At 72.7% G+C, this 21,535-nt stretch carries 20 protein-coding genes and 1 pseudogene; 5 read left to right on the top strand and 16 right to left on the bottom strand.

Annotation, left to right across the window (positions count from 1 at the left end; all coding sequences use genetic code 11):
• Positions 1-223: 223 nt before the first annotated feature.
• Positions 224-673 (bottom strand): PPOX class F420-dependent oxidoreductase, encoded by a 450-nt coding sequence (locus tag ABZT06_RS00105; RefSeq protein ID WP_355732427.1) that lies wholly within the window; start codon positions 671-673, stop codon positions 224-226.
• 158 nt (positions 674-831) lie between these two features.
• On the opposite strand from ABZT06_RS00105, the gene ABZT06_RS00100 reads away from it, so the two are divergent.
• Complete coding sequence (locus ABZT06_RS00100) at positions 832-2,058, top strand: serine hydrolase domain-containing protein (RefSeq protein WP_355732424.1); 1,227 nt, start codon at positions 832-834, stop codon at positions 2,056-2,058.
• Positions 2,059-2,071: 13 nt separating this feature from the next.
• Here ABZT06_RS00100 and ABZT06_RS00095 read toward each other — a convergent pair whose 3' ends face one another.
• The 5 genes from ABZT06_RS00095 to ribA all read right to left on the bottom strand — a co-directional run bounded on the left by ABZT06_RS00095 (position 2,072) and on the right by ribA (position 6,632).
• Positions 2,072-3,226 carry a saccharopine dehydrogenase family protein gene (locus ABZT06_RS00095; RefSeq protein ID WP_355732422.1) on the bottom strand — a complete coding sequence of 385 codons (1,155 nt, stop codon included), beginning with the start codon at positions 3,224-3,226 and terminating at the stop codon, positions 2,072-2,074.
• Positions 3,219-4,283: a saccharopine dehydrogenase gene (locus tag ABZT06_RS00090; RefSeq protein WP_355732419.1), complete on the bottom strand. Its 1,065-nt coding sequence runs from the start codon at positions 4,281-4,283 to the stop codon at positions 3,219-3,221. The genes ABZT06_RS00095 and ABZT06_RS00090 overlap by 8 nt, the downstream gene beginning before the upstream one ends.
• On the bottom strand, positions 4,280-5,428 hold the full coding sequence (locus ABZT06_RS00085; RefSeq protein WP_355732416.1) for an FAD-binding oxidoreductase: 1,149 nt from the start codon (positions 5,426-5,428) through the stop codon (positions 4,280-4,282). Before ABZT06_RS00085 ends, ABZT06_RS00090 begins: the two co-directional genes overlap by 4 nt.
• Complete coding sequence (locus ABZT06_RS00080; RefSeq protein WP_355732413.1) at positions 5,425-5,868, bottom strand: hypothetical protein; 444 nt, start codon at positions 5,866-5,868, stop codon at positions 5,425-5,427. The genes ABZT06_RS00085 and ABZT06_RS00080 overlap by 4 nt, the downstream gene beginning before the upstream one ends.
• 104 nt (positions 5,869-5,972) lie before the next feature.
• Positions 5,973-6,632, bottom strand: a complete 660-nt coding sequence (gene ribA / locus ABZT06_RS00075) for a GTP cyclohydrolase II (protein ID WP_355732410.1) — start codon at positions 6,630-6,632, stop codon at positions 5,973-5,975.
• Between the two features lie 38 nt (positions 6,633-6,670).
• Between ribA and ABZT06_RS00070 the strand changes: the two genes are divergently transcribed.
• Entirely contained in the window at positions 6,671-7,438 is a 768-nt protein-coding gene (locus ABZT06_RS00070; protein ID WP_355732407.1) for a creatininase family protein, read from the top strand.
• A 113-nt stretch (positions 7,439-7,551) separates the two neighbouring features.
• On the opposite strand, the pseudogene ABZT06_RS00065 reads toward ABZT06_RS00070, so the two are convergent.
• The 5 genes and pseudogenes from ABZT06_RS00065 to ABZT06_RS00045 all read right to left on the bottom strand — a co-directional run.
• Positions 7,552-8,691 (bottom strand): annotated as a pseudogene (locus ABZT06_RS00065) (lysylphosphatidylglycerol synthase transmembrane domain-containing protein); the annotation flags it as partial.
• On the bottom strand, positions 8,688-9,695 hold the full coding sequence (locus ABZT06_RS00060; RefSeq protein ID WP_355732404.1) for a class I SAM-dependent methyltransferase: 1,008 nt from the start codon (positions 9,693-9,695) through the stop codon (positions 8,688-8,690). The gene ABZT06_RS00060 and the pseudogene ABZT06_RS00065, both read right to left, overlap by 4 nt.
• Positions 9,692-10,876 carry a glycosyltransferase family 4 protein gene (locus ABZT06_RS00055; RefSeq protein ID WP_355732402.1) on the bottom strand — a complete coding sequence of 395 codons (1,185 nt, stop codon included), beginning with the start codon at positions 10,874-10,876 and terminating at the stop codon, positions 9,692-9,694. Before ABZT06_RS00055 ends, ABZT06_RS00060 begins: the two co-directional genes overlap by 4 nt.
• Entirely contained in the window at positions 10,873-11,271 is a 399-nt protein-coding gene (locus tag ABZT06_RS00050; protein ID WP_355732399.1) for a 6-carboxytetrahydropterin synthase, read from the bottom strand. The genes ABZT06_RS00055 and ABZT06_RS00050 overlap by 4 nt, the downstream gene beginning before the upstream one ends.
• A gap of 116 nt (positions 11,272-11,387) precedes the next feature.
• Complete coding sequence (locus tag ABZT06_RS00045; RefSeq protein WP_355732396.1) at positions 11,388-12,368, bottom strand: zinc-binding alcohol dehydrogenase; 981 nt, start codon at positions 12,366-12,368, stop codon at positions 11,388-11,390.
• A gap of 121 nt (positions 12,369-12,489) precedes the next feature.
• Between ABZT06_RS00045 and ABZT06_RS00040 the strand changes: the two genes are divergently transcribed.
• Positions 12,490-13,272, top strand: a complete 783-nt coding sequence (locus ABZT06_RS00040; RefSeq protein WP_355732393.1) for a CDP-alcohol phosphatidyltransferase family protein — start codon at positions 12,490-12,492, stop codon at positions 13,270-13,272.
• 691 nt (positions 13,273-13,963) lie between these two features.
• On the opposite strand, the gene ABZT06_RS00035 is transcribed toward ABZT06_RS00040, so the two are convergent.
• The 5 genes from ABZT06_RS00035 to ABZT06_RS00015 form a co-directional block, all read right to left on the bottom strand.
• Entirely contained in the window at positions 13,964-14,413 is a 450-nt protein-coding gene (locus ABZT06_RS00035; protein ID WP_355732390.1) for a GNAT family N-acetyltransferase, read from the bottom strand.
• A 150-nt stretch (positions 14,414-14,563) separates the two neighbouring features.
• The gene (locus ABZT06_RS00030; protein ID WP_355732387.1) at positions 14,564-15,913 is read right to left on the bottom strand and encodes an MFS transporter; all 1,350 of its coding nucleotides are present in this window, start codon (positions 15,911-15,913) and stop codon (positions 14,564-14,566) included.
• Entirely contained in the window at positions 15,910-17,697 is a 1,788-nt protein-coding gene (locus tag ABZT06_RS00025) for an ABC transporter permease subunit (protein ID WP_355732384.1), read from the bottom strand. Before ABZT06_RS00025 ends, ABZT06_RS00030 begins: the two co-directional genes overlap by 4 nt.
• Positions 17,698-17,700: 3 nt before the next feature.
• A complete protein-coding gene (locus tag ABZT06_RS00020; RefSeq protein ID WP_355732382.1) occupies positions 17,701-19,182 on the bottom strand; it encodes an ABC transporter substrate-binding protein in 1,482 nt (493 codons plus the stop codon).
• A 7-nt stretch (positions 19,183-19,189) separates the two neighbouring features.
• Positions 19,190-19,726 carry a GNAT family N-acetyltransferase gene (locus ABZT06_RS00015; RefSeq protein ID WP_355732379.1) on the bottom strand — a complete coding sequence of 179 codons (537 nt, stop codon included), beginning with the start codon at positions 19,724-19,726 and terminating at the stop codon, positions 19,190-19,192.
• Positions 19,727-19,843: 117 nt separating this feature from the next.
• On the opposite strand from ABZT06_RS00015, the gene ABZT06_RS00010 reads away from it, so the two are divergent.
• Positions 19,844-20,800 (top strand): adenylyl-sulfate kinase, encoded by a 957-nt coding sequence (locus ABZT06_RS00010; RefSeq protein ID WP_355732377.1) that lies wholly within the window; start codon positions 19,844-19,846, stop codon positions 20,798-20,800.
• 32 nt (positions 20,801-20,832) lie between these two features.
• On the top strand, positions 20,833-21,225 hold the full coding sequence (locus tag ABZT06_RS00005) for an SCO5389 family protein (protein ID WP_355732374.1): 393 nt from the start codon (positions 20,833-20,835) through the stop codon (positions 21,223-21,225).
• The last annotated feature ends 310 nt before the right edge of the window (positions 21,226-21,535 follow it).

Here is a 21,535-nt window from a genome sequence, read left to right as displayed (position 1 = left end):
CGTTCCGCCGCGCCCAGGACCAGCAGCGCGCCGGGGTCGACCAGTGAACCCCCCGCCATCACGAACGGCCACCAACCGGGCCCGAACACCCGCGCCCGCGCCGGCACCGCAGTCGGCCACCGCCTTGCCAAAGGCCCTGACGGGCGCGGTGGTCGGGGCAGGCACGCCGGGTCCGGGCGGTGTCCCGCACTCGGTCGGTCGGACCGGGCCGCCGTCGCGTCGGTCAGCCGCGATCCGTCCCGGTGGGAATCCCGTACGCCCGCTCCACCCGCAACCGCAGCACCAGCCGCCGGTCCCGCACCATCGCCGCCCGGTAGTCGTCCCAGTCGGGATGTTCGCCCTGCACGTCCCGGTACAGGCGGACGAGTTCGTCGACCGTGTCGTCGTGCGGGTCCTTCGCCACGGGGGTGAGATCCGCCCTGCCCTCGGCGACCGTGTACGCCCACCGGTCGGAAGTCGTCACGTGGTAGGAGGCACGGGGATCCCGGCGCAGGTTACGGGTCTTGGCGCGGTCGTCGGTGAGGGAGACCCGGACGATCCGCTCGTCGGGGTAGTAGGCGTGGCTGACGTTCGACAGCTGGGGGCGGCCGTCGCGCTTGAGGGTGACCAGCACCCCGCCGTGGCTCTGGGAGAGCAGCCGTAGCAGTGCGTCCTGCGTCGCGTCCTGAGTCATACCACGGTCAACGGGCCCGGCCGCGCCCGGCATTCCCGCGACCGCCGAATCCCGGCCGACCCGCAGCTCGTCGCGGTTTCCTGAGCGAAGATGATGTCTGAGGTGGTCCGGACGGGGTATGTCGGTCCGCACCTCGACGGACGCGACGGAGGAGAGCGATGGCACAGCTTCGGCAAGAGGTGGATCCCGCTGAGGTGGGACTGGACGCGAAGGCACTGGACCGCCTCGACCAGCATTTCGCCCACTACGTCGACGAGGGCCGGATGCCCGGCTTCCTGGTGTCCGTCGCCCGCGGCGGACGCGTCGCCCACCTCACCGCACACGGCCGGCGTGACCTCGCGGCCGACCTGCCGGTCGAGGCCGACACGCTGTGGCGGATCTACTCGATGACCAAGCCGGTCACCGCGGTCGCCGCCCTGATCCTGGTGGAGGAGGGCCGGCTGTCGCTGGACGACCCGGTCGCCGAGTATCTGCCGGCGTTCGCGGAGCCCCGGGTCTACGTGGACGGTACCGGCGACGGTCTCACGACCCGCCCGGCGGACGGTCCGATCCTGGTCCGGCATCTGATGACCCACACCGCGGGCCTGACCTTCGCCTTCTACCACTCCCACCCGGTCGACGCCCTCTACCGCGAGGCCGGTCTCGAGTCGTCCGTGCTGCCGGGCTCGGACCTCGCCGAGACGGTCGCCGTGTACGCGAGCCTGCCGCTCCAGTTCGAGCCGGGCACCCAGTGGAACTACTCGGTCGCCTCCAACGTCCTGGGCCGGGTCATCGAGATCGCGTCCGGTCAAAGCCTCGACGCCTTCTTCGCCGAGCGCGTCTTCGGCCCCCTCGGGATGACCGACGCCGGGTTCTGGGTGACGGACGAACAGGCCGACAGGCTCTCGGAGTTGTACGGCGAGAAGGACGACGGCACCATCGAGCCGGTCCCCGGACTGCCACTGCGGGGCCGCCCCCGCCTGCTGTCCGGCAGCGGCGGCATGGCGGCGTCGGCGTACGACGTCCACCGCTTCGCGGAGTTGCTGCGCCGCCGCGGCGAACTGGACGGCACCCGCCTGCTGTCCGCCGAGTCGGTGGACCTGATGACCTCCAACCACCTGCCGGGCGGCGCCGACCTGCGCGCGTTCGGCACCAAACCGGCCCACGACGAACCCGGCAACGACGGCGTCGGCTTCGGCCTCGGCGTCTCCGTGGTGATCGACCCCGCCCGCACCCTGGCACCCACGACCCTCGGTACCTACGGCTGGAGCGGGGCGGCGTCCACCACCTTCTGGGTCGACCCGGTCCGTGATCTGACCGTGCAGTTCTTCACCCAGGTACGGCCGAAGACGCTGAAGCTCTTTCCCGACCTCAAGCGGCTGGTCCACGAGGCGGTCGTGGACTAGCAAGGCCGGGTCGCTAGTGATCGACCCGGAGCGTGAAGTGGACGCCGTCGCGGGCGAGTTCGCCCAGCCACCGCTCGGACCGGGCCGCCGTCTCCGCCGCCCGGTTCAGGCCCGCGGGCAGGGAGCCGTCCAGGATGTGGGCGACGCCGAGAGCGAGGGTCCGGGAGACGCAGCGGGCCATGGCGCTGTCCTCCTCGTCTCCCACCAGGTCGAGCAGATAGCCGCCGGACCAGGTGCGGCCGTCCTCCGCGCGCACGTCGAGGGAGACGGCGAGGACGACCCGGTCGCGGTCGGCGTCCGTCGTCGGGTACCTGGCCGCCAGCTCCTGGGCCAGGGCGGCGATCCGGGTGTCGTCACCGGTCCTCAGCTCCTCGAAGACCGGCTCCCAGGCCCGCAGCCAGCCGTCCAGACGCAGCGTGCCGCGCACGAAGGTCCGCGGTCTCCAGGCGGCGGGCAGTCCGTACTGCTCGACGAAGGGGAGGCTGTCGCGGTTGGGGTAGGCCTCGAAGGTCTCGCCGTCCACGACATGGCGCCGGGTCGCCTCCCAGGGGCGGTCGGCGGTGGTCGGGGTGCCCTGGTCGATGTAACGGGCGGGCGAGCGCAGGGCGTTCAGGACTCCGAGCGGGGCCCAGCTGAAGCGGTACCTGAAGTCGTTCGGGAGGGCGGGGACACCGCCGCAGTAGGAGGTGAGTCCGTACGAGGCCGGTGTCGCGTCGCCGATCGCCTCGCGGGCCCTGGCGACGAGGCTGTGCGCGAAGAGGTGGTCGATGCCCGGGTCGAGGCCGGCCTCGGTGAGGACGACGATCCCGGCCTGGTGCGCCTGCGGGACCTGTTCGAGGACGGCGTCGGACACATAGCTGGAGCAGGCGAAGTGGGCGCTCTCGTGGACGCAGACGGCGAGGATCGCGGCGTGCTCGGGGGCGGGCAGCATCGACACGACGACGTCCCCGGGTGCCAGTTCGGCCGCGAGCGCGGACAGCGTGTAGGCGCGGGGCGCGGCCCGTCCGTTGAGCCCCAGCGCTTCGAGCGCCTCTTCCGCGCGCTCCTCGGTGCGGTGCCACAGCATCACGCGGTCGGCCGTGTCGCACAGTTCGGCCAGACCGCTGCCGGTGGAGAGCCCGGCGCCGATCCAGTGGACGGTGCCGGTCGCGGGAACCAGGTCAGTCACGGCGGAACTCCCCTTCGTCGACACCGAGTTCACGGCACGCCTGGTGGAACCGGTCCAGGCAGCGCCCCCACGGTCCGCCGACCCCGAACTCCAGCAGCAGGGGCAGCAGCGACCCCGAGAAGCCGACGCTGGACTCCTCCGGGAGCAGGGACGGCAGGTTGTCGATGGCGATCAGGTCGAGCGGGGGTTCCTTGTGCAGCCGCCGGACGGGCTCGGCCCACTCGGTGACGCGGTCGTAGACCGGCAGGACGTTCAGGGGCGAGCCGACGTCGCAGGTGACGTCGGAGAGGGTGCGCAGGCGGCGGGCCGGGTCTTCCAGGTCCGCCTCGCGGACGAAGGGCGGGATCGGGCTGGTCGCGAGGACGCAGTTCACCAGCACGTCGTGGGCGAGCAGGGCCGGGCGGTCCAGGTTCCGGGTCTCGTCGAGGTCCCAGCAGGTCGGCTCGACCCCGGCGGCCCGGAGGGCGACGCGGGCACCCCGCCCGCTGCGGCCCAGGGCTCCGATCACCAGCGCCGTGAACTCTTCGTCCCCGGCGACCGGCCGCAGCGCCTCCTCCAGTTCCTCCTGCGAGGTGGGCGTGAGGGGCGCGGTGAGCCTGCCCCGGTGCTGGAGCACGGCCAGGGCCGCACCCAGGTAACCGGCCCAGTATCCGAACGCGGCGAGCCTGCGGCCGTGGTCGTCGACCAGGTACTCCAGGTCGAGGAGGGCCCCTCCCCCGGCGGCGAACCGGCGCAGCAGTTCCAGGGCGCCCGGCTGCTCCTTGTAGGCGTGCCCGAAGAACACGTGCCGGTGCTTCAAGGCGGCAGGCTCGTCGGGGAGTTCCTTCAGGCCTACGACCACGGCGTCCTCCGGCGCCCGGGAGACCCACGAACCCGCCGGCGCGACACCGCAGCCCACCGCCTCGTACCGCTCGATCGGGAAGATCCGCTGTGGGGACTCCTCGACGGTCAGCGTCACGCCGCTTTCGACGAGCCGCCGGGCGTCGGACGGCACGAGGGGCGTGCGTCGCTCGGTGGAACGGACCTCGTGGCGCAGCCACAGATGGAGCTCGGTCATACGCGGTTGGCCTCCGGACGCAGGGCGTCGGCCGCGAACCGGCCGGCGCTGAGCGGGCTGATGTCCACGAAGGGTACGCGGCCCAGGTACAGGTCACGGACGACCTCGCCGACGGCCGGGCCCTGGAGGAATCCGTGGCCGGAGAAGCCGGTCGCGTACAGGAAGCGGGAGACCGAAGTGGCCTCGCCGATCAGGGCGTTGTGGTCCGGGGTGATCTCGTAGAGGCCGGCCCAGCCGCCGGTGCGGCGCAGGTCGAGGAGGACGGGGGCGCGGTGCTGCATGGCGTCGGCCAGGCGGGGGATCCAGCGGTCGTGCGTGGCGGTGTCGAAGCCGGGCCTCTCGTCGGGGTCGGACATGCCGAGCAGGAGGCCGGGGCCCTCGGAGTGGAAGTAGAGGCTGGTGGTGAAGTCGATGGTCATGGGGAGGTCGGGCGGCAGTCCCTGGACCGGTTCGGTGACCGCGATCTGGCGGCGCAGCGGCTCGACCGGCAGATCCACGCCGGCCATCGCGCCGACCGCCCGCGACCAGGCGCCGGCCGCGCAGATCACCGTGCCGGTGGCGATCCGGCCCCTGGTCGTCACGACGGCCGTGATGTCGTCGCCGCGCAGTTCGATGCCGGTGACCTCGGTGTGCCGCAGGATCGTCGCGCCGTGGCGGCGGGCGTCGGCCGCGTAGCCGTGGACGACGGACTCCGGGGTGCAATGGCCGTCCTCGGGTGAGAAGGCGGCGGCGAGCAGTCCGTCGGTGGTGATCAGCGGGGAGAGTGCGCGTGCCTCGGCCGGGTCGATCATGCGGCTCGGCACGCCGAGGGAGTTCTGCAGCCGCACGCTCTCCTCGAAGGAGGTGACCTCCTCCGGCGTCGACAGCAGGAAGAGGTAGCCGACCCGATGCAGCCCGATGTCCTGCCCGGTCTCCTCCTCGAAGCGGCCGAACGCCTCCAGGCTGCGCGCCCCGAGCCGGATGTTGAGCTCGTCGGAGAACTGCGCCCGCACCCCGCCCGCCGCCTTCGAGGTGGAACCGGAGCCGAGCTCGTCGCGCTCGACGAGCACCACGTCGCGTACGCCCGCGCGAGCCAGGTGGCGGGCGATGCTCGTACCCATGACACCGCCGCCGATGACGACGACACCGGCCGTGCGCGTACTCACCGGCGCACCCCCTTGACCGCCCGCACCCCGGGCCAGGCCGCGGCTCGTCCGGTCGGTACGTCGCCCAGGCCGGCGAGATCGCCCGGCAGCCCCGTCCGGAGCACGTCCGCGACGGGCCCGGCGTGCCGCGCCGCGGTCACCGGGTCGTGGACGCCGGTGTGCATCTCCCGATGGGCGGGCCCGAAGGACCTCCCGCGCATCACCGGTGTCGCGCCCGGTGTGCAGGCCGGGTCCGCAGGGGCGTCGGGCACCGCCTCGGCGGGGAGGCCGTGGTCCACCGGCGTTCCGGCGGCGCGGTCGCGTGTCGTACGGCTCCGGAGCCGTACGGATTCCAAGCCCCGCACCCGGGCCGGGCCCTGGGCGCGTGAACCCAGGACGGCCGAGTGGGTGCCGCCGGGCGTGCTCAGGGTCGTCGCCGCGGCGGCCAGGCGGCCCGTCACCGGCACCACGGCAGGGGCGTCGCCTGTTGTCCGGAGAGGAAGAGGACGTCGTCGGTCATTCCCTCTTCCTGTCCGGATCCGCCCTCCCGGAATCCGACCGGCGGTCAGGACAGGTGGGCCACCGCGTCCAGATGGGGCAGGACGTGGTCCAGTCGCTCCCGCTTGGTGCGCAGATAGGTGATGTTGCTCTCGCACGGCGTGATCAGCAGCGGCACCGTCTCGGTGACCTCGATGCCGTGCCGCTCCAGCGCCTCGCGCTTGCGCGGGTTGTTGGACATCAGACGGACCGAGTTCACGCCCAGGTCGTGGAAGATCCCGGCGGCGACGCCGTAGTCCCGGGAGTCCACCGGAAGGCCGAGCGCGAGGTTCGCCTCGACGGTGTCCAGGCCCTCCGCCTGCAGCGCCATCGCCCGCAGCTTGGCGAGCAGCCCGATGCCCCGGCCCTCGTGGCCCCGCAGGTAGACGACGATGCCGCTGCCCTCCTTGACCACGGCCCGCAGCGCGGCATCGAGCTGATCGCCGCACTCGCAGTGCTGGGAGCCGAACGCGTCACCGGTCAGGCACTCGGAATGCAGCCGCACGAGGACGTCGTCCGAACCGATGTCACCGTAGACCAGGGCGACTTGTTCGTCACCGCGATCGTGATCGAGATAGCCGACCGCCTGGAATTTCCCGTACACGGTGGGCAGCGGGGCATTGACCACACGTTCCACGCCGGTGCGCTGTGGTGCCTTCTTGCCGAGGACGCCAACGTTATCTGTCATGATCTGTTTCCTAAGCAGAGACGAAAGGCCGTGAAAAGATGAGCGATTCGGGAATACGGTCGACGGCGTACGGTCTGTTGCCGACGGACACTACGGAAGACGTACGGACGCGGGGGGCGGGCGTCTCAACACAGGTCGCCGTCCTTCCGGTCGGGAGCTTCGAACAACACGGCTCGTACCTTCCCCTGGCGACCGACACCCTGGTCGCCTGTGCCGTCGCGCGGGAGATCGCCGCGGCGTACCCGGTGCACCTCCTCCCGCCGGTGACGATCTCCTGCTCGCACGAGCACTCGGCCTGGCCGGGCACCGTCAGCATCTCCTCCGTCACCCTTCACGCGGTGGTGCGGGACATTGCCGCCTCGCTGCGCCGCTCGGGCGTCGAGGCGCTGGTCGTGGTCAACGGGCACGGGGGCAACTACGTGCTGGGCAACGTCGTCCAGGAGGCCTCCGCCGAGGGGGCGCGGATGGCGCTCTTCCCTGCCGCGGAGGACTGGGAGGCCGCCCGTACGGAGGCGGGAGTCGTCACCTCGCTGCTCACCGACATGCACGCGGGTGAAATCGAGACCTCCATTCTTCTGCACACGCACCCGGAATGCCTCCGCCCCGGTTACGAGACCTCCGATTTCGTCGCGGACGACCGTCGTCATCTCCTCACCCTCGGTATGTCCGGTTACACCGATTCCGGTGTCATCGGGCGCCCTTCGCTGGGCTCGGCGGAAAAAGGGAAAGCGTTGCTGGAGAGCCTCGCGGCATCCTTCGGGACGTATTTCTCGATGCTGACCGCATCCGGCGACGTCGCCGAGTAGGGCTTTGCCGGGCGCCGCAGACCCTGGTACCAGCGGGCGACCAGGACGAGGGCGCCCGGCAGGCTCGCCACGAAGCTGAGGACGCCGTAGACGATCGCGGTCGCGAGGCCGGTGCCGGCACCGAGGCCCATGGCGGCGAACGCCCAGGCGGTGACGCCCTCCCGGGGGCCGAACCCGCCGATGTTCAGGGGCAGTCCCATGGCGAGCAGGGCGAGCACGGCCAGCGGCAGCAGTACGGCGACGGAGGCGTCGGAGCCCGCGATGCGGGCGGCGAGCACGAACATCCCGAGGTGGCCGGCGAGCACGACGGCCGAGGAGAGCGTGACGCCGGGCCAGTTGCGGCGTGACAGCAGTGCCTCGCGTGCCTCACCGAGGGTCGCGCGCAGGACCCGTCCCCGGCGGGAGGCGGGGGCCCGGTTCATCCGCAGGGCCACGACGACGGCGAGCGCGCCGAGGGCGGCGAGGCCGACGACGGGGGCGAGGTGGCGGGCCTCGGCCAGCACCGGCGACGGCAGGGTGAGCAGCACCGCGCCGCCGACGACCGCCAACGCGACCTGACCGGCGACCCGTTCGAGGACGACCGCCCGTACTCCGCGGCCCATGTTGCCGGCGCTCTGCCCGTGCCGCACCGCGCGGTGCACGTCGCCGAGCACGCCGCCGGGCAGCGCCGCGTTCAGGAACAGGGCCCGGTAGTAGTCGGCCACAGCCGCGCCGAGCGGCAGCCCGATGCGCAGCCCGCGGGCCACCAGCTGCCAGCGCCAGGCACTGAACACGGTGGTCAGCACGCCGATCGCGAGCGCCGCCAGCAGGGCGACGGCGTCGATGCGGCGCAGTCCGTCCAGGAAGACGCCGGTGCCGAGGCGCCACAGCAGGAGAGCGAGGATGGTGACACCGGCGACGGTGCCGAAGTGGGTGCGCAGGGCTCGGGAGTTGAGGACCGAGCGCAGGGCGGTGCGCCACCGGGGGGCCTGAGCGGGGCGGGGCCGGGCCTCGGTCACGATCACGCCGATCCGGTCCCGGGAGACGGCGGCGTCCCGCAGGTCCGCCGCGGGCTGTCCGGCCGTCTCGAGGATCTGGGCCCGGGCGACCAGCGCCTCGGTGCGCGCGGTGAGCACCTCGTCCCGCGTCCGGACCACTTCGGCCTGGAGGGTGCGGGCCCGGTGGGAGAGGGCGCGTGGCTCGACCGGCTGCGCGGGCTGCCGGACGGGCAGGCTTGGGCGCCCGGTGTCCGGCCGCACCGTCTCCACGCTCATGACGCTCCGCCCGTCGGCCGGGACAGCGCCAGCAGGTCGCTGTGGTGCACGACGACCTTCAGCTCGCCCGCGCGGCAGGCCTCCAGACGGTCCTGGAGGTAGCGCTCGGCGCGCTCCTTCAGTTCGGGGCGCTCCTCGACGGCCGCGCCGACCCAGCCGCGCAGCCACTGCGCGGTGAGCGCGGACTCCGCGGGGCCCAGACGCCAGGCGCTCGGGTGCAGCCGTACCGTCGCACCCCGTTCGGAGAACGCCTCGCAGGCGGCGGTGACGGCGTCCGGGCCGAGCAGTCCGCCGCGCCGCTGGTGGGCGTTGAACGCGTCGGCGATCTCCTCGTCCAGCGGGTCGGCGGGGCTGAGTTCGACCCGGCCGGCCACGGAGAGGGTGAGCAGGGCCGGGCAGCCGGCGCCCGTGCAGGCCGCCGCGAGGGTGTCGATCTCCTCGCGGGTGAGGACGTCCAGCAGCGCGGAGGCCGTCACCAGGGAGGCGCCGGCGAGGGCGTCCGGGGTGAGCAGGCCGACGTCGCCGCGGCGTGTCTCGACGGTGACCCGGCTGCCGTCGGCGGCGGAGCGCGGGGAGGCGACGGCCGCGAAGTGCAGGAGGTAGGGGTCCCGGTCGTGCAGGATCCAGTGCTGGGGACCGTCCAGGCGGGAGGCCAGCCAGCGGCCCATCGAGCCGGTGCCGCAGCCCAGGTCGTGGATGACCAGGCCGGCCTTGCCCGGCAGGTTGGCCAGCCGGATCCGCAGCGGGTCGAGCAGATCTCCGGCCCGCGCCGCCGCGTCCGGCCCCTCCCGCAGTTCCAGCCACTCGGGGGCGTAACGGGGAGCGTCGTCGGGGCCGGCGTCCCTGAGCCGTACGGTGGGACGCTCGCCGGGGTGGGCGCTGGGCCCGGCACCGGGGATGATCGATTCCGCGTCGGAACGGACAGTGGGCTTCATCGAGGGAACCTCCCGAGGCCCGGGCTGCGCCGGGATCTTCCCGCTCTGCTTGGTCGCCGTCTTCCTCATGCCGCCCTCCTGGGCTCGCTCGGGAGTCGGCCGAGTACTCCGGCCAGGCTGCGGGCCGTGGTGGCCCAGCCGTCCAGGGCGGCGCGCCGCCCCCGGGCAGCCGCCTTCAGGCGGCGGCGTACGTCCGCCTCGCCGAACCAGCCGCGCAGTTCGGCGGCGAGGGCGGCGGGGTCCTCCGGCGGGACGAGGATGCCGGGCACGCCGCCGTCGGGGGCGCGTCCGACCGCCTCGGGCACTCCGCCGACGTCGGTGGCCAGCACCGGGATGCCGCGTGCGAGGGCCTCGGTGACCGCCATGCCGTAGGTCTCGGCGTAGGAGGTGAGGACCATCAGGTCGGCGGCGTTGTAGCTGGCGTCGAGCTCGGCCCCGGCCTGCGGTCCCGCGAGGTGCAGGCGGTCCTGGAGGCCGTACTTCTTGATGAGCATCCGCAGATGGGCGACGTACTCGGGATCCTGGGTGATCCCGCCGACGCACACACAGCTCCACGGCAGGTCCTGCGCGCCGGCCAGGGCCTCGATCAGCCGGTGCTGTCCCTTGCGGGGCGTCACCGCGGCCACGCACAGCAGCCGGGACAGGCCGTCGGTGCCGGAGGCGAGCGGGGCGATGTCGGCGCCCGGGGTCGCGACGTGGACCCGCTCGGGGGCGAGGCCGTGGTGCGAGACGAGCCGGCGTACGGCCCAGTCGCTGGTGGCGATGACGGCGGGCACGGCCCGCAGCACCTCGCGCTCCCTGGCGTCCAGTTCCAGGGCGAGCCCCGGTTCCAGTGCCGTCTCGTCGCCGAGCGGAAGGTGGACGAGGACGGCGAGATGCAACCGCTCCGTCTCGGGGACGATGATCTCCGGGACGCCGCAGGCGACCAGGCCGTCGATCAGGACGACGGTGCCCTCGGGCAGGTCACGCAGGGTGCGGGCCAGTTCGGTGCGGGCCGCCGCTCCCGGCCGGGGCCAGCTGCCGGCCACCGCGTGCCGCTCGACCTGCCAGCCGAAGCCGGGCAGGTCCAGACAGACCCGCCGGTCGTAGGCGTTGCCGCCGCTCGGCGCGGTCGGGTCGTCCACGCCACCCGGCATCACGAAATGCACGGTCCGCAGGGACATCGGGATGATCTCGGCCTTCTTGAGGGCGGAGTGCTGTACGGGCACGTAGTCGAGCGTGGCCGCCCGCCCGGTCGTCATGTCGGTCACAGGGCACGCTCGTAACTCGCCCAGGCGACATGCGACTCGTGCAGGGTGACGGTCAGGCCCGCGAGACCCTTGGCTCCCTCGCCCATCGCACCCTTCTCGATGCGCTCGGCGAGCCGGTCCGCGATGACCTTCGCCAGGAACTCCGTGGAGGTGTTGATCCCCGCGAAGTCCGGTTCGTTGTCGAGGTTGCGGTAGTTCAACTCGCTGACGACGGCACCGAGTTCCTGGGTGGCCAGTCCGATGTCGACGACGATGTTGTCGTCGTCCAGCTGTTCGCGCCGGAACGTGGCGTCCACCAGGAACGTCGCTCCGTGCAGACGCTGCGCGGGCCCGAAGACCTCGCCGCTGAAGCTGTGGGCGATCATGATGTGATCGCGGACGGTGATGCTGAACAACGGACGACCCTCCAGGTGCGGCGCGTCTGGTCCCCGGCTGATTCCCGGCCGGGGGATGCCGTGTAGTACGGCTCTCCGCTTCCCCGTGTTCAGTCGAATCTCACTCTTTTCTCAGGTCAGGCGCTCTTGCCGTACCTCACGAGGTGACAGAGGGCCGCAATCTCCCCACTGGCCAGCCCCGGCATCACCTCCGGCAGTTCTTCGAACGCGCTTTCCCCCGTGATGAGCGCGTCAAGCGCGGGATCGGCGAGCAGTTTCAGCGCGAGGGCGAGACGGTCGCCGTAGCTGCGGTTGCCGCGCGCCGGGGACACGGTGCCGACCTGGCTGCTGCGGATGATCAGGCGCCGGGAGTGGAAGGCCTCGCCGAGCGGCAGGCTCACCTTCCGGTCGCCGTACCAGCTCAGTTCGAGGACGGTGCCCTCGGCGCTGAGGAGTTCGAGCGAGCGGGCGAGGCCCTGTTCGGTGGCGCTGGCGTGGACGACGAGGTCGCAGTCGCCGAGGGCGTCCGCGGGGGACGCGAAGCCGACACCTAGGGCCTCGGCGGTCGTGGCACGGGCCGGGTCGGCGTCCACCAACTGGACCCGTACGCCGGGGAAGCGGGCCAGGAGCGCGGCGACCGAGCTGCCGACCATGCCGCCGCCGACCACCGCGATCCGGTCGCCGACCAGGGGGGCCGCGTCCCACAGGGCGTTCACGGCGGTCTCGACGGTGCCGGCAAGTACCGCCCGGCGGGCGGGGATCTCCTCCGGTACGACCGTCACGGCGCTCGCGGGAACCACGTACCGCGTCTGATGCGGGTACAGACAGAACACGGTCCTGCCCTTGAGCGCGGAGGGGCCCTCCTCCACGACTCCGACGCTGAGGTAGCCGTATTTCACGGGCCCGGGGAAGTCGCCCTCCTGGAACGGGGCCCGCATGGCGGCGTGCTGGCTCTCGGGCACCTGGCCGCGGAACACGAGTGTCTCCGTGCCCCGGCTGACTCCCGAGTACAGCGAGCGGACCAGCACCTCGTCCTCGCCGGGGGCCGCGAGGGCAACCTCCCGTATCTCGCCCTCCCCGGGAGAACGGAGCCAGAACGCGCGAGCGGCGGCCTTCATCGAGAACCTCCTGAACGATCGGCAACCCGTGCACGTACCTCGTCACGTAACCGAGGTGTGCACAGGCCGCGCACAGTACGCGGCCTTGATCGACTCTGTCATCTGGCCGGAGGAATGTGCGGTGGCCCTGAACAACACTTACGAAGCAAGGCTGGTCCAGCAGGAGACCGCGGTGGGAGCGGGTCTGCAGATCCTGTTGCTGGCTCTGCTCGGCACGGCGATAGGCATGGGGCCGGCGGGCTGGCTGACCGGTCTCGCCTTCGCCGTCGCCACCTGGGCCGTGCTCTCCAGGGCACTGCACCGCACCCGGCCGCGCTCCTTCGGACCCGCCAACCGGGTGACCCTCGGCCGGGCGACCCTGGTGGGCGGAGTCACGGCACTGGTCGCGGACTCCTTCCAGGACTCCCCGCCGGTCACCCTCTTCGTCGGCCTGACGGCGGTGGCGCTGATACTCGACGGCGTCGACGGCAAGGTGGCCCGCGCGACGGGCACCTCGACCCCGCTGGGCGCGCGGTTCGACATGGAGGTCGACGCGTTCCTGATCCTGGTGCTCAGCGTGTACGTGTCGATGTCGCAGGGCCCGTGGGTGCTGCTGATCGGCGCCATGCGCTACGGCTTCGTCGCCGCGGCCCGCGTCTGGAACTGGCTCAACGCCCCGCTGCCGCCGAGCATGGCCCGCAAGACGGTGGCCGCGCTCCAGGGGATCCTGCTGCTGGTGGCCGCGTCCGGGTACCTGCCGTACGCGGCGACCTTCGGCGTAGTGGCTCTGGCTCTGGGCACCCTGGTCTGGTCGTTCGGCCGGGACATCCTGTGGCTGTGGCGCACCCACCGGGCGGACCAGGCGGCGGTGGAGGAACTCCTGGAACTGGTACCGGCGTCCACACCACACGCTGTCGCCTCCTGAGCGGCTCCGCCCACTCGACGGCACCCGGTGAGGGGCTCCGCCCTCTCGACGCGCCCGGCGCACCTCCACCGGGGCACGCGCCCCCGGGGGAATCCGGCGCCCGCACCACACGCTGCCGCCACCCAGGGCCACCGCCCACTCGACAGCACCCGGGCGCACCTCAACCGGCACACCTGCCGGGCGGACCCGACGGCTGCACCGCAGGCTGCCGCCTCCTAGGTGCACCGCCCCCTCGAAGCACCCGGCGCACCTCGACCGGGACACGCGCCCCCGGGGGAATCCGGCATCCGGACCACACGCTGCCGCCACCCAGGGCCACCGCCCACTCGACAGCACCCGGGCGCACCTCAACCGGCACACCTGCCGGGCGGACCCGACGGCTGCACCGCAGGCTGCCGCCTCCTAGGTGCACCGCCCCCTCGACGCACCCGGCGCACCTCGACCGGGACACCCGCCCCAGGGGAATCCGGCATCCGGACCACACGCTGCCGCCACCCAGGGCCACCGCCCACTCGACGGCACCCGGCGCACCTCAACCGGGACACGCGCCCCAGGGGGAAACCGGAGCCCGCACCACACGCTGCCGCCACCCAGGGCCACCGCCCACTCGACGGCACCGGCGCACCTCGACCGGGACACGCGCCGGGCGGACCCGGCGTCCGCACCGCGCGGCGTCGCCTCCTGAGGGTGCTCAGCCCTTCAGCGGCACCCGGTACACCGTCGACTCCCGCTGCCGGAACCCCTGCCGCTCGTACAGCCGGTTGGCCGCCGCCCGGTCCGGGCGGGAGGTCAGGTCGACGGTACGGGCCCCGGCCTCCCTGGCGAGCCGGATGGCCTCCCGGATCAGCAGTCCCGCGATGCCCTGACCGCGGGCCGCGTGGTCGACGATCACGTCCTCGATCCGGGCCCGCAGTCCCGCGGGCGCGGGGAACATCACGAGGGTGAGGGTGCCGACGATCGACCCGCCCGACGACCTGGCGATCAGCATGGTGTTGACGTCGCAGGCCAGGATCCGGTCGAGCGCCGTGACATCGAGGGGCGCGGCCGTCGAGGACAGCTGCGGCAGCATCCGGGCGAAGGCGTCGACCAGTTCCTGGTCCGCCTTCCGGGCGATCTCCACCCGGGTCTCCTGGGTCTCCATGCGTGGACCCTATCGCCGTGGCGTGGGAACCCCCCGGCGGTTCCTATGAGCGCGACTCGAGCCCTCTGACAAGTTCGTCCCGCTACGGCTCCGGAGTCCTTCGGCACGCAGTACCGCTACAGCATCCGAGTCCGTCGGCAGGCCGTACCGCTACGGCGCGCAGGTCCGCCGACCGAGCCCTCCCCCCACAGCACCCGAGCCCGCCGGCTGAGCCCCACCACTTCCGCAGCAGGGCCCTCCACCAGGCTCCCCCGCCGCCCCGCCCCCGAGCCCGCCGGCAGTGTTCTGTCGCCGCGGCAGCACCCCGATCGCCGCAACCGGCACCATCGCCAGCACCAGCCACGGCACCGCGGCAGGCAGCCCGCCCTCCAGCAGTGAACCGGTGACGGAGCTGCCGACCAGCACGATCAGCCCGGAGACGGAGGAGAGCGCCCCGGTGTAGAGGCCGAGTCGGCCCTCCTCGGCGAGATCGGGGACCCAGGCCCGGGCCACCGGCGCGACGAGCATCTGCCCGAAGGTGAGCAGGACGACGAACCCGGCCGAGGGCAACAGGCCCGCCGTACCGGTCCAGTGGGCCGGCCGCGACACGGCGACGACCGCGAACCCGGCACCGATCAGCAGCAGTCCGGCCACCATCGAGCGGCGCAGCGACAGCCTGGAGCCGGCCCAGCGGGTCACGGGAAGCTGCGCGGTCACCACCAGCAGCGAGGACAGGGCGAACAGCCAGGCCAGCGCCGACTGTGAACCGGTCGCGCGTTCCACCTCGTCGGGGAGGGCGAGGTAGAGCTGGTTGTAGGCGAGCAGGTAGGCGCCGTACGCGCAGCACAGCGGGAGGAAGCGGCGGTTGCGTACCAGTGCCCCCAACCCGCCTTTCACCCGCACCCGTTGCCGCCCAGCGATGTGCTGCGGCAACATCCACGCGTGCCCGGCGAGCACGAGCACGAAGATCCCGGCGCCCGCCAGACACACCGCGCGGAAGTCCACCGACAGCAGCAGCGCGCCGAGCAACGGCCCGACGAAGGCACCGGCCTGCCCGGCGACCGTGAACAGCGCGAGCACGCGGGTGCGCTGACCGCCCGCCTCCTCGTGGAGGACGGCCTGCCGCGCCACCTCGGACTCCACCGCCGGCGAGAACAGGGCGGCCGCGAACCCGATCAACAGGACGGCCCCGATCACCGACCACGTCTGCTCCGCGTACCCGAGCCAGGCGAACCCGGCGATCCGCAGCACGCACCCGGCGAGCACGACCGGCCGGATGCCGTGACGGTCGGCGAGCGCCCCGCCCACCACGAACAGCCCTTGCTGGCTGAAGGTCCTGAGCCCCAGCACGAACCCGACCAGCCACCCCGCCATCCCGACGCCCTGCCCCAGGTGCTCGGACAGGAAGGGCAGCACGGCGAAGAAGCCGACGTTGAAGGCGAGTTGGGTGAGGATCAGCGTCCGTAGCAGGGGTGAGAGCCGCCCGGTGGTCCTCGGCAGATCGACCGACGTGGACGTCACCCGGCTTCCACCAACTCGCTTGCGTGCAAGACCTGTTCGGAACCCTTCGCGGTCGTACGAAGCCGCGCGCGCCGTCGCGGCCACCGCACCCCGCCCGCCGTGCTCACCGCCAGCGCGCCCAGCAGGGCGAGCGCGGCCGCGGGGGCGAGGACGGCCCAGGGGGCGCGTTCGGCGTAGGGCTGGTTCTCGGCCAGGAGCAGGCCCCACTCCGGGGAGGGCGGCTGGGTGCCGAGGCCGAGGAAGCCGAGGGAGGCGAGGGCCAGCGCTACGCCGGGCAGCCGCAGCAGGGCGTGCCGGGTGACGGGCGGCAGGATGGCGGGCAGCAGTTCGTACCGCAGCAGGTACCAGCGGCTCGCGCCCAGAGCTCGGGTGGCCGTCAGGTGCAGGGTGGCGTGCTCCTGCCGGAGCAGCGAGGAGGTGTGCGCGGCGAGCGCCGCCCAGGACACGGTGGCCACGGCGATCGCGGGCGTGGCGGCCCCGCCTCCGGCGACGGCGGTCACGAGCAGCGCGGCGAGCACCGGCGGTACGGCGTTGACGGTGTCGACGAGCGGCCCGGACAGCCGGGGCAGCAGTCCGAGCAGGACGCCGACCACCAGTGCGGTGACGCTGATGGCGAGGGCGACCAGCAGGGTCTCGAGGGCCCCGTGTCCGACCCGGGCGAGCAGGTCCCGGCCGAGCGCGTCGGTGCCGAACGGGTGTGCCCACGAAGGGGGTTGGAGCCGGGCCCCGGTGTCCAGGGTGAGCGGGTCGCGGAGCAGGCCGAGCGCGACGACGACGGTCAGGAGGCCGCCGTACACGAGCGGCAGGGTGCTGCGGGTGGACCGTCGTGGGCGGTGCAGTGAGTCCAGGGAGCCGTCGCGCAGCGCCGGGCCGGCCAGGAGGCGGACGGCGAGGGCCGCGAGCCAGGTGGCGGTGGCTGCTAGGAGCAGCAGGGCGAGGGTGCCTGCCTGGAGCACGGGCAGGTCCTGCGCGAGGGCGGCCTGGAGGGTGGTGCGGCCGAGGCCCGGGATGTCGTAGATCTGCTCCACGGCGACGGAACCGGCCGTGAGGCCCACGACGAACAGGCCCAGGTTGGGCAGCAGCGCGGGGACGCAGCGGCGGACCGCCTTGGCGGCGACGGTACGGCCCGGCAGTCCGCGGGCGTCCGCGGCCAGTGCCCAGGGTTCGGCGAAGGCGCCGGGCAGCAGGTCGTCGAGGAGGCGCCCGAGCACGGCCCCGGCGGGCAGGCCGAGGGCGAGGGCCGGCAGGACTGCCCACCGGGGTCCGTACCAGCCGAGGGCGGGCAGCCAGCCGAGCTGGACGCCGACGACGGTGGCGAGCACGGAGGCGGTGAGGAACTCGGGCAGCGCGGCGAGCATCGCCGAGGCGCCGCCCCCGGGCCGCCGTCCGTCGAGGCGCCGGCGGGCGCCGAGCCACAGCGTGCGGGCGCACACCAGGGCGGCGGTGAAGGCGGCGATCACGAGCGCCACCGTGACCAGCAGCAGGGACACCCCGAGTGCCTGGACGATGGTCGGGGCGACCGGCGTGCCGTTCAGCCACGACCGGCCGGCGTCCCCGCGGGGCAGCCCGCCGAGCCATTGGCCGAGCAGGTGCAAGGGGCCTTGTTCCAGGTCCAGTTGGGTCCGGATGTCGGCCAGTATCCGCGGCGTCGGGTCGCGGTCGGCGGAACGCGCCTTGAGCACGGTGAGCGCCGGGTCGGTGCGGGACAGCCACGGCAGGAGGCCGATCCCGCACACCAGGAACGCGGCGAGCACGGCTCGCCACAGCAAGGTAGCCACTCGCATGGATCAGCGTCGCGTTCCGGTGCCGACCAGGGTGCGCTCGTACGGGTCGAGAAGCACGCCCCGGACGTCGGTGGCGACGCCGGCGATGATCGCCTGGTGGGCCAGCGGGACCACGGCGTCGGTGCCGAGGATCGCCGCCTCGGCGCGCATGGCCGCGTCCTGCCGCTCGCCGGTGCCGGTCACGGTGTCGGCCTCGGCGACCGCCCGGTCGACCTTGCTGTCGCACAGCTGGGCGAGGTTGTAGCCGCCGTCGCAGGTGTAGTCGCCGGCGAGGACGCCGACGGGGTCGCCGGTGTCGACGAGACTGTTGCGGGCGCCGACGAAGGCGTCGAACTTCCCCGCGAGCGCGTCGCTTTCGAGCCGCGAGTACTCGCGCACCACCAGGGTGACCTTGAACCCGGCCTTCTGGAGCTGCTGTTGGAGCACCTGGGCGACCTCGGGCAGTTCGGGCCGGTTGTCGTAGGTGGCGAGGGTGACGGAGGTGCCGTTCGGCTCGGCGGCGGTCGCGCGCCCGGTGGGCGGTACGCGCTTGCCCTCGGCCCAGGTCACGGCCGGCCCGTAGATGCCGGCGCCGGGATCGGCGTACCCCTCGAAGACACCCTTGACGAGAGCGGAGCTGTCGACTGCCTCGCGGGCGGCGGCGCGCAGCTTCGGGTCCTTGAACGGGCCGGAATGGGTGTTGAGTTGGAGGCTGGTGGTGCGGGTGGTGGCGGTCTCCTCGACGCTGGCCTTGTCGAGGGTGGCGGCCTGGGCGACGGGGATCGCCTCGGCGATGTCCACCTGGCCGGTGCGTACGGCGTTGGCGTGCGCGGTGCCGTCGGCGATGAAGCGGGCGTCGACGCCGGGGGCCTGGGCGCGGCCGCCCCAGTAGTCGTCGAAGCGGTCGAGGGTGGCGGAGGTGGAACCGGTGACCTTCGTCAGCTCGAAGGGGCCGGTGGCGGTGCCGACCGGATCCACTTGGCCTTTGGCGTAGGCCTTGGCGGCGAACACGGCGAGGTTCGGGCTGGACAGCCGGAGCGGCAGCACGGGGTCGGCCGTCTTCGTGGTGATGCGTACGGTGTCGCCCGCCGCCTTGGCGGTCAGCGTGACGCCGGACAGGGCGACCGGGGCGGGCCTGGCCTCGGTGGCGTGGGTGAGGGCGGCGGCGACCGCGGCCGGCGTGACCTCGGAGCCGTCCTGGAAGGTGGCCTCGCGCAGGGTGAACAGCCAGGTGCGGTCGTTCTCGCGGCGCCAGGACTCGGCGAGCGCGGGCGCGGCGGCGCCGTTGGCGTCGAGGGCGGTCAGGCCCTCGGTGACGCCGAGGCGGCTGAGGAGGGTGGCGTCGGCGCCGTACGGCGAGAGGTTCTCGGCGGGTGGGAAGGCGAGGGCGACACGGAGGCGGGATCCGTCGTTCGCGGTGCTTTCGGAGTCCTCGCCCGAGGAGGCGAAGCAGGCGGTGAGGACGGGGGCGAGCAGCAGGGAGCCCAGTAGGTGACGGCGTCGCATGGTTGTCCTATCGCCCCATCGGTATCTCGAAGTGGACGACGCCGCTCGCGCCGCCCGTGGTCTCGCGCTCGTCGTGCACGACCTTGCCGATCGAGCGCCAGAAGGGTTCGGCACCCGGGACCGCCGGGTCGGTGTGCAGGTAGACGGAGCGGTAACCGCCGTCGGCGGCCGCGAAGGTGAGCAGTTCGTCGACCAGGCGGCGGGCGAGGCCGCGCCTGCGGTGCTCGGGGCGGACGTAGATCCGGCGCAGCTGTGCGGTCTCACCGGAGGGGTAGCGCCGGGCCAGCTCGCGCGGGTTCGGCGGGTGGGCGGGGCCGCGGGAGTCGAGGGCGCCGGTGGCCACGACGGTGCCGTCCTCCGGGTCGAGGGCGACGAGGAGCGTGTGGCGGGGCGGGACGAGATAGGCGGCGGCCGGGTCGATGATGTCGCCGTGCCAGCGCGGCACGTACCCGGTCTTGAAGTCGCGGTAGACGGTGTCGAGCATCACGGCTCGCGCACCGCCGAGGTCGTCCGGGCCCGCCGCCCTGATGCCGTATCTATGCACTTGCACATCATATGCATTAAGCCTTCCAGCTTGATCGCGGGGGCGATTTGACAGTGATCGAACGCGCGCCATAGAACCTACCAACATGACATCCATTTTCAAAAAGGTGGAGCGGTAGTGCGCATCGCGTTCGTCGGCAAGGGCGGCAGCGGCAAGACCACCCTGTCGGCGCTCTTCTCCCGCCATCTGGCACGTTCCGGCGCACCGGTACTGGCCGTGGACGGAGACATCAACCAGCACCTCGCCGAGGCGCTGGGGCACGACGGCGAGGACCTGAATGCCCCTCCGCTGGGTGCGCACGTGGCCGACATCAAAGACCTCCTGCGCGGCACCAACCCGCGCATCGCCTCCCGCGAGGCGATGATCAAAACGACCCCGCCGGGCCGCGGTTCACGTCTGCTGCGCCTGCTGGGCGATGACGAACTGCATGCCAGACACGTCCGGTGGGTGGGCGACGTCCCGCTGATGGTGACGGGCGAGTTCGACGAGAGCGACCTCGGCGTGGCCTGCTACCACTCCAAGCTGGGCGGGGTGGAGCTGTACCTCAACCACCTGGTCGACGGCCCCGGCGAGTACGTCGTCGTCGACATGACGGCCGGCACGGACGCGTTCGCCTCTGGGCTGTTCACGCGCTTCGACGTCACCTTCCTGGTGGCCGAACCCACGCGCAAGGGCGTGTCGGTCTACCGCCAGTACCGGGACCACGCACGGGAGTTCGGGATCCGGATCGCCGTGATCGGCAACAAGGTGACCGGCGAGGACGACCTGCTCTTCCTCAAGGAGCACGTGGGCGACGACCTGTTGACCCACCTGGTCCAGTCGCCGTGGGTGCGCGCCGCCGAACAGGACCGTGCCGAGGCCGGGTTGGAGTCCTTGGAGGCGCACAACCGGCACGCCCTGACCATCCTGCGCGAGACGGTCGACGCCCACACCCGCGACTGGCCCGCCCTCCACCGCCACGCGGTCGAGTTCCACCTCCGCAACGCCCACTCCTGGGCGAACGAGGCGACCAGCCTCGACCTCACCTCCCAGGTGGACCCGGACTTCGTACCGGGCCCGACCTCCCTCATCTGACCCCCACCCCCAACAGACAGGAACCGCAGCACATGTCTCTCGACGTCTCCCCCAAGCTCCTCGCCGAAGCCGAACAGGGCGACATCCGCGAGGAGGACTTCGTGGACACCGTCCGCACGTCCCTCCCCTACGCCTACGCGCTGATCGCCTCGCTGGCCGGTGAACTCAAGGGCGGAACACCCGAGTTCACCGACAACCAGACCCCTCCCCCGTCGGAGAACGAACGCGGCCAGCTCCTCCGCGCCCTCGCCAGCGACGCCATCCGCGGCAGCCTGGAACGCCACTTCGGTGTCGCCCTGGCCTTCCAGAACTGCCACCGGGTGGCGGCGTTCCGCCCGGACTCCCTGGACGGCGAGACGTACGCCCGCTTCACGTCGGTGCGCTCGCAGGTGCTGAACCAGTCGCCGGAGTTCAGGGACTGCTGAGACTCCCGTGAACGGACCGCCGTGGTCCCGTCCACTCGCCGCCGTCGCGCCGGGTGGACGGGGCGGTCCGCACAACCGTCCCCGAGGAGTACGGCACGATGAGCGGCCGTCGGAACAGGGGGCCACGATCTACGGCAACTGGGCGAAGCGTGACGCCCGCCGGGATTGACGTGGGAGTTCAGGGCCCGTGAACGGGCCCACCGAATTGCCTGCTGACTCTTCGACGGTCCGTACAGCACCGGCAGACGGCGTGGTGGGCGCGGTCACGTGACCGCGCCCACCACCCCACCCCGGCTCGCAGACCCACAAC

The organism is Streptomyces sp. NPDC005483 (assembly GCF_040606035.1).
Classification (GTDB): Bacteria; Actinomycetota; Actinomycetes; order Streptomycetales; family Streptomycetaceae; genus Streptomyces.
Note: the sequence above shows the minus strand (reverse complement) of the source record. Positions and strands in the feature narration are given on the sequence as shown.

Bases quoted from the DNA above. Each gene is read 5' to 3' on its own strand.
- ABZT06_RS00105 (WP_355732427.1), bottom strand. From the start codon at position 673: ATGACTCAGGACGCGACGCAGGACGCACTGCTACGGCTGCTCTCCCAG.
- ABZT06_RS00100 (WP_355732424.1), top strand. From the start codon at position 832: ATGGCACAGCTTCGGCAAGAGGTGGATCCCGCTGAGGTGGGACTGGAC.
- ABZT06_RS00090 (WP_355732419.1), bottom strand. From the start codon at position 4,283: ATGACCGAGCTCCATCTGTGGCTGCGCCACGAGGTCCGTTCCACCGAG.
- ribA (WP_355732410.1), bottom strand. From the start codon at position 6,632: ATGACAGATAACGTTGGCGTCCTCGGCAAGAAGGCACCACAGCGCACC.
- ABZT06_RS00070 (WP_355732407.1), top strand. From the start codon at position 6,671: ATGAGCGATTCGGGAATACGGTCGACGGCGTACGGTCTGTTGCCGACG.
- ABZT06_RS00060 (WP_355732404.1), bottom strand. From the start codon at position 9,695: ATGAGGAAGACGGCGACCAAGCAGAGCGGGAAGATCCCGGCGCAGCCC.
- ABZT06_RS00045 (WP_355732396.1), bottom strand. From the start codon at position 12,368: ATGAAGGCCGCCGCTCGCGCGTTCTGGCTCCGTTCTCCCGGGGAGGGC.
- ABZT06_RS00035 (WP_355732390.1), bottom strand. From the start codon at position 14,413: ATGGAGACCCAGGAGACCCGGGTGGAGATCGCCCGGAAGGCGGACCAG.
- ABZT06_RS00025 (WP_355732384.1), bottom strand. From the start codon at position 17,697: ATGCGAGTGGCTACCTTGCTGTGGCGAGCCGTGCTCGCCGCGTTCCTG.
- ABZT06_RS00020 (WP_355732382.1), bottom strand. From the start codon at position 19,182: ATGCGACGCCGTCACCTACTGGGCTCCCTGCTGCTCGCCCCCGTCCTC.
- ABZT06_RS00005 (WP_355732374.1), top strand. From the start codon at position 20,833: ATGTCTCTCGACGTCTCCCCCAAGCTCCTCGCCGAAGCCGAACAGGGC.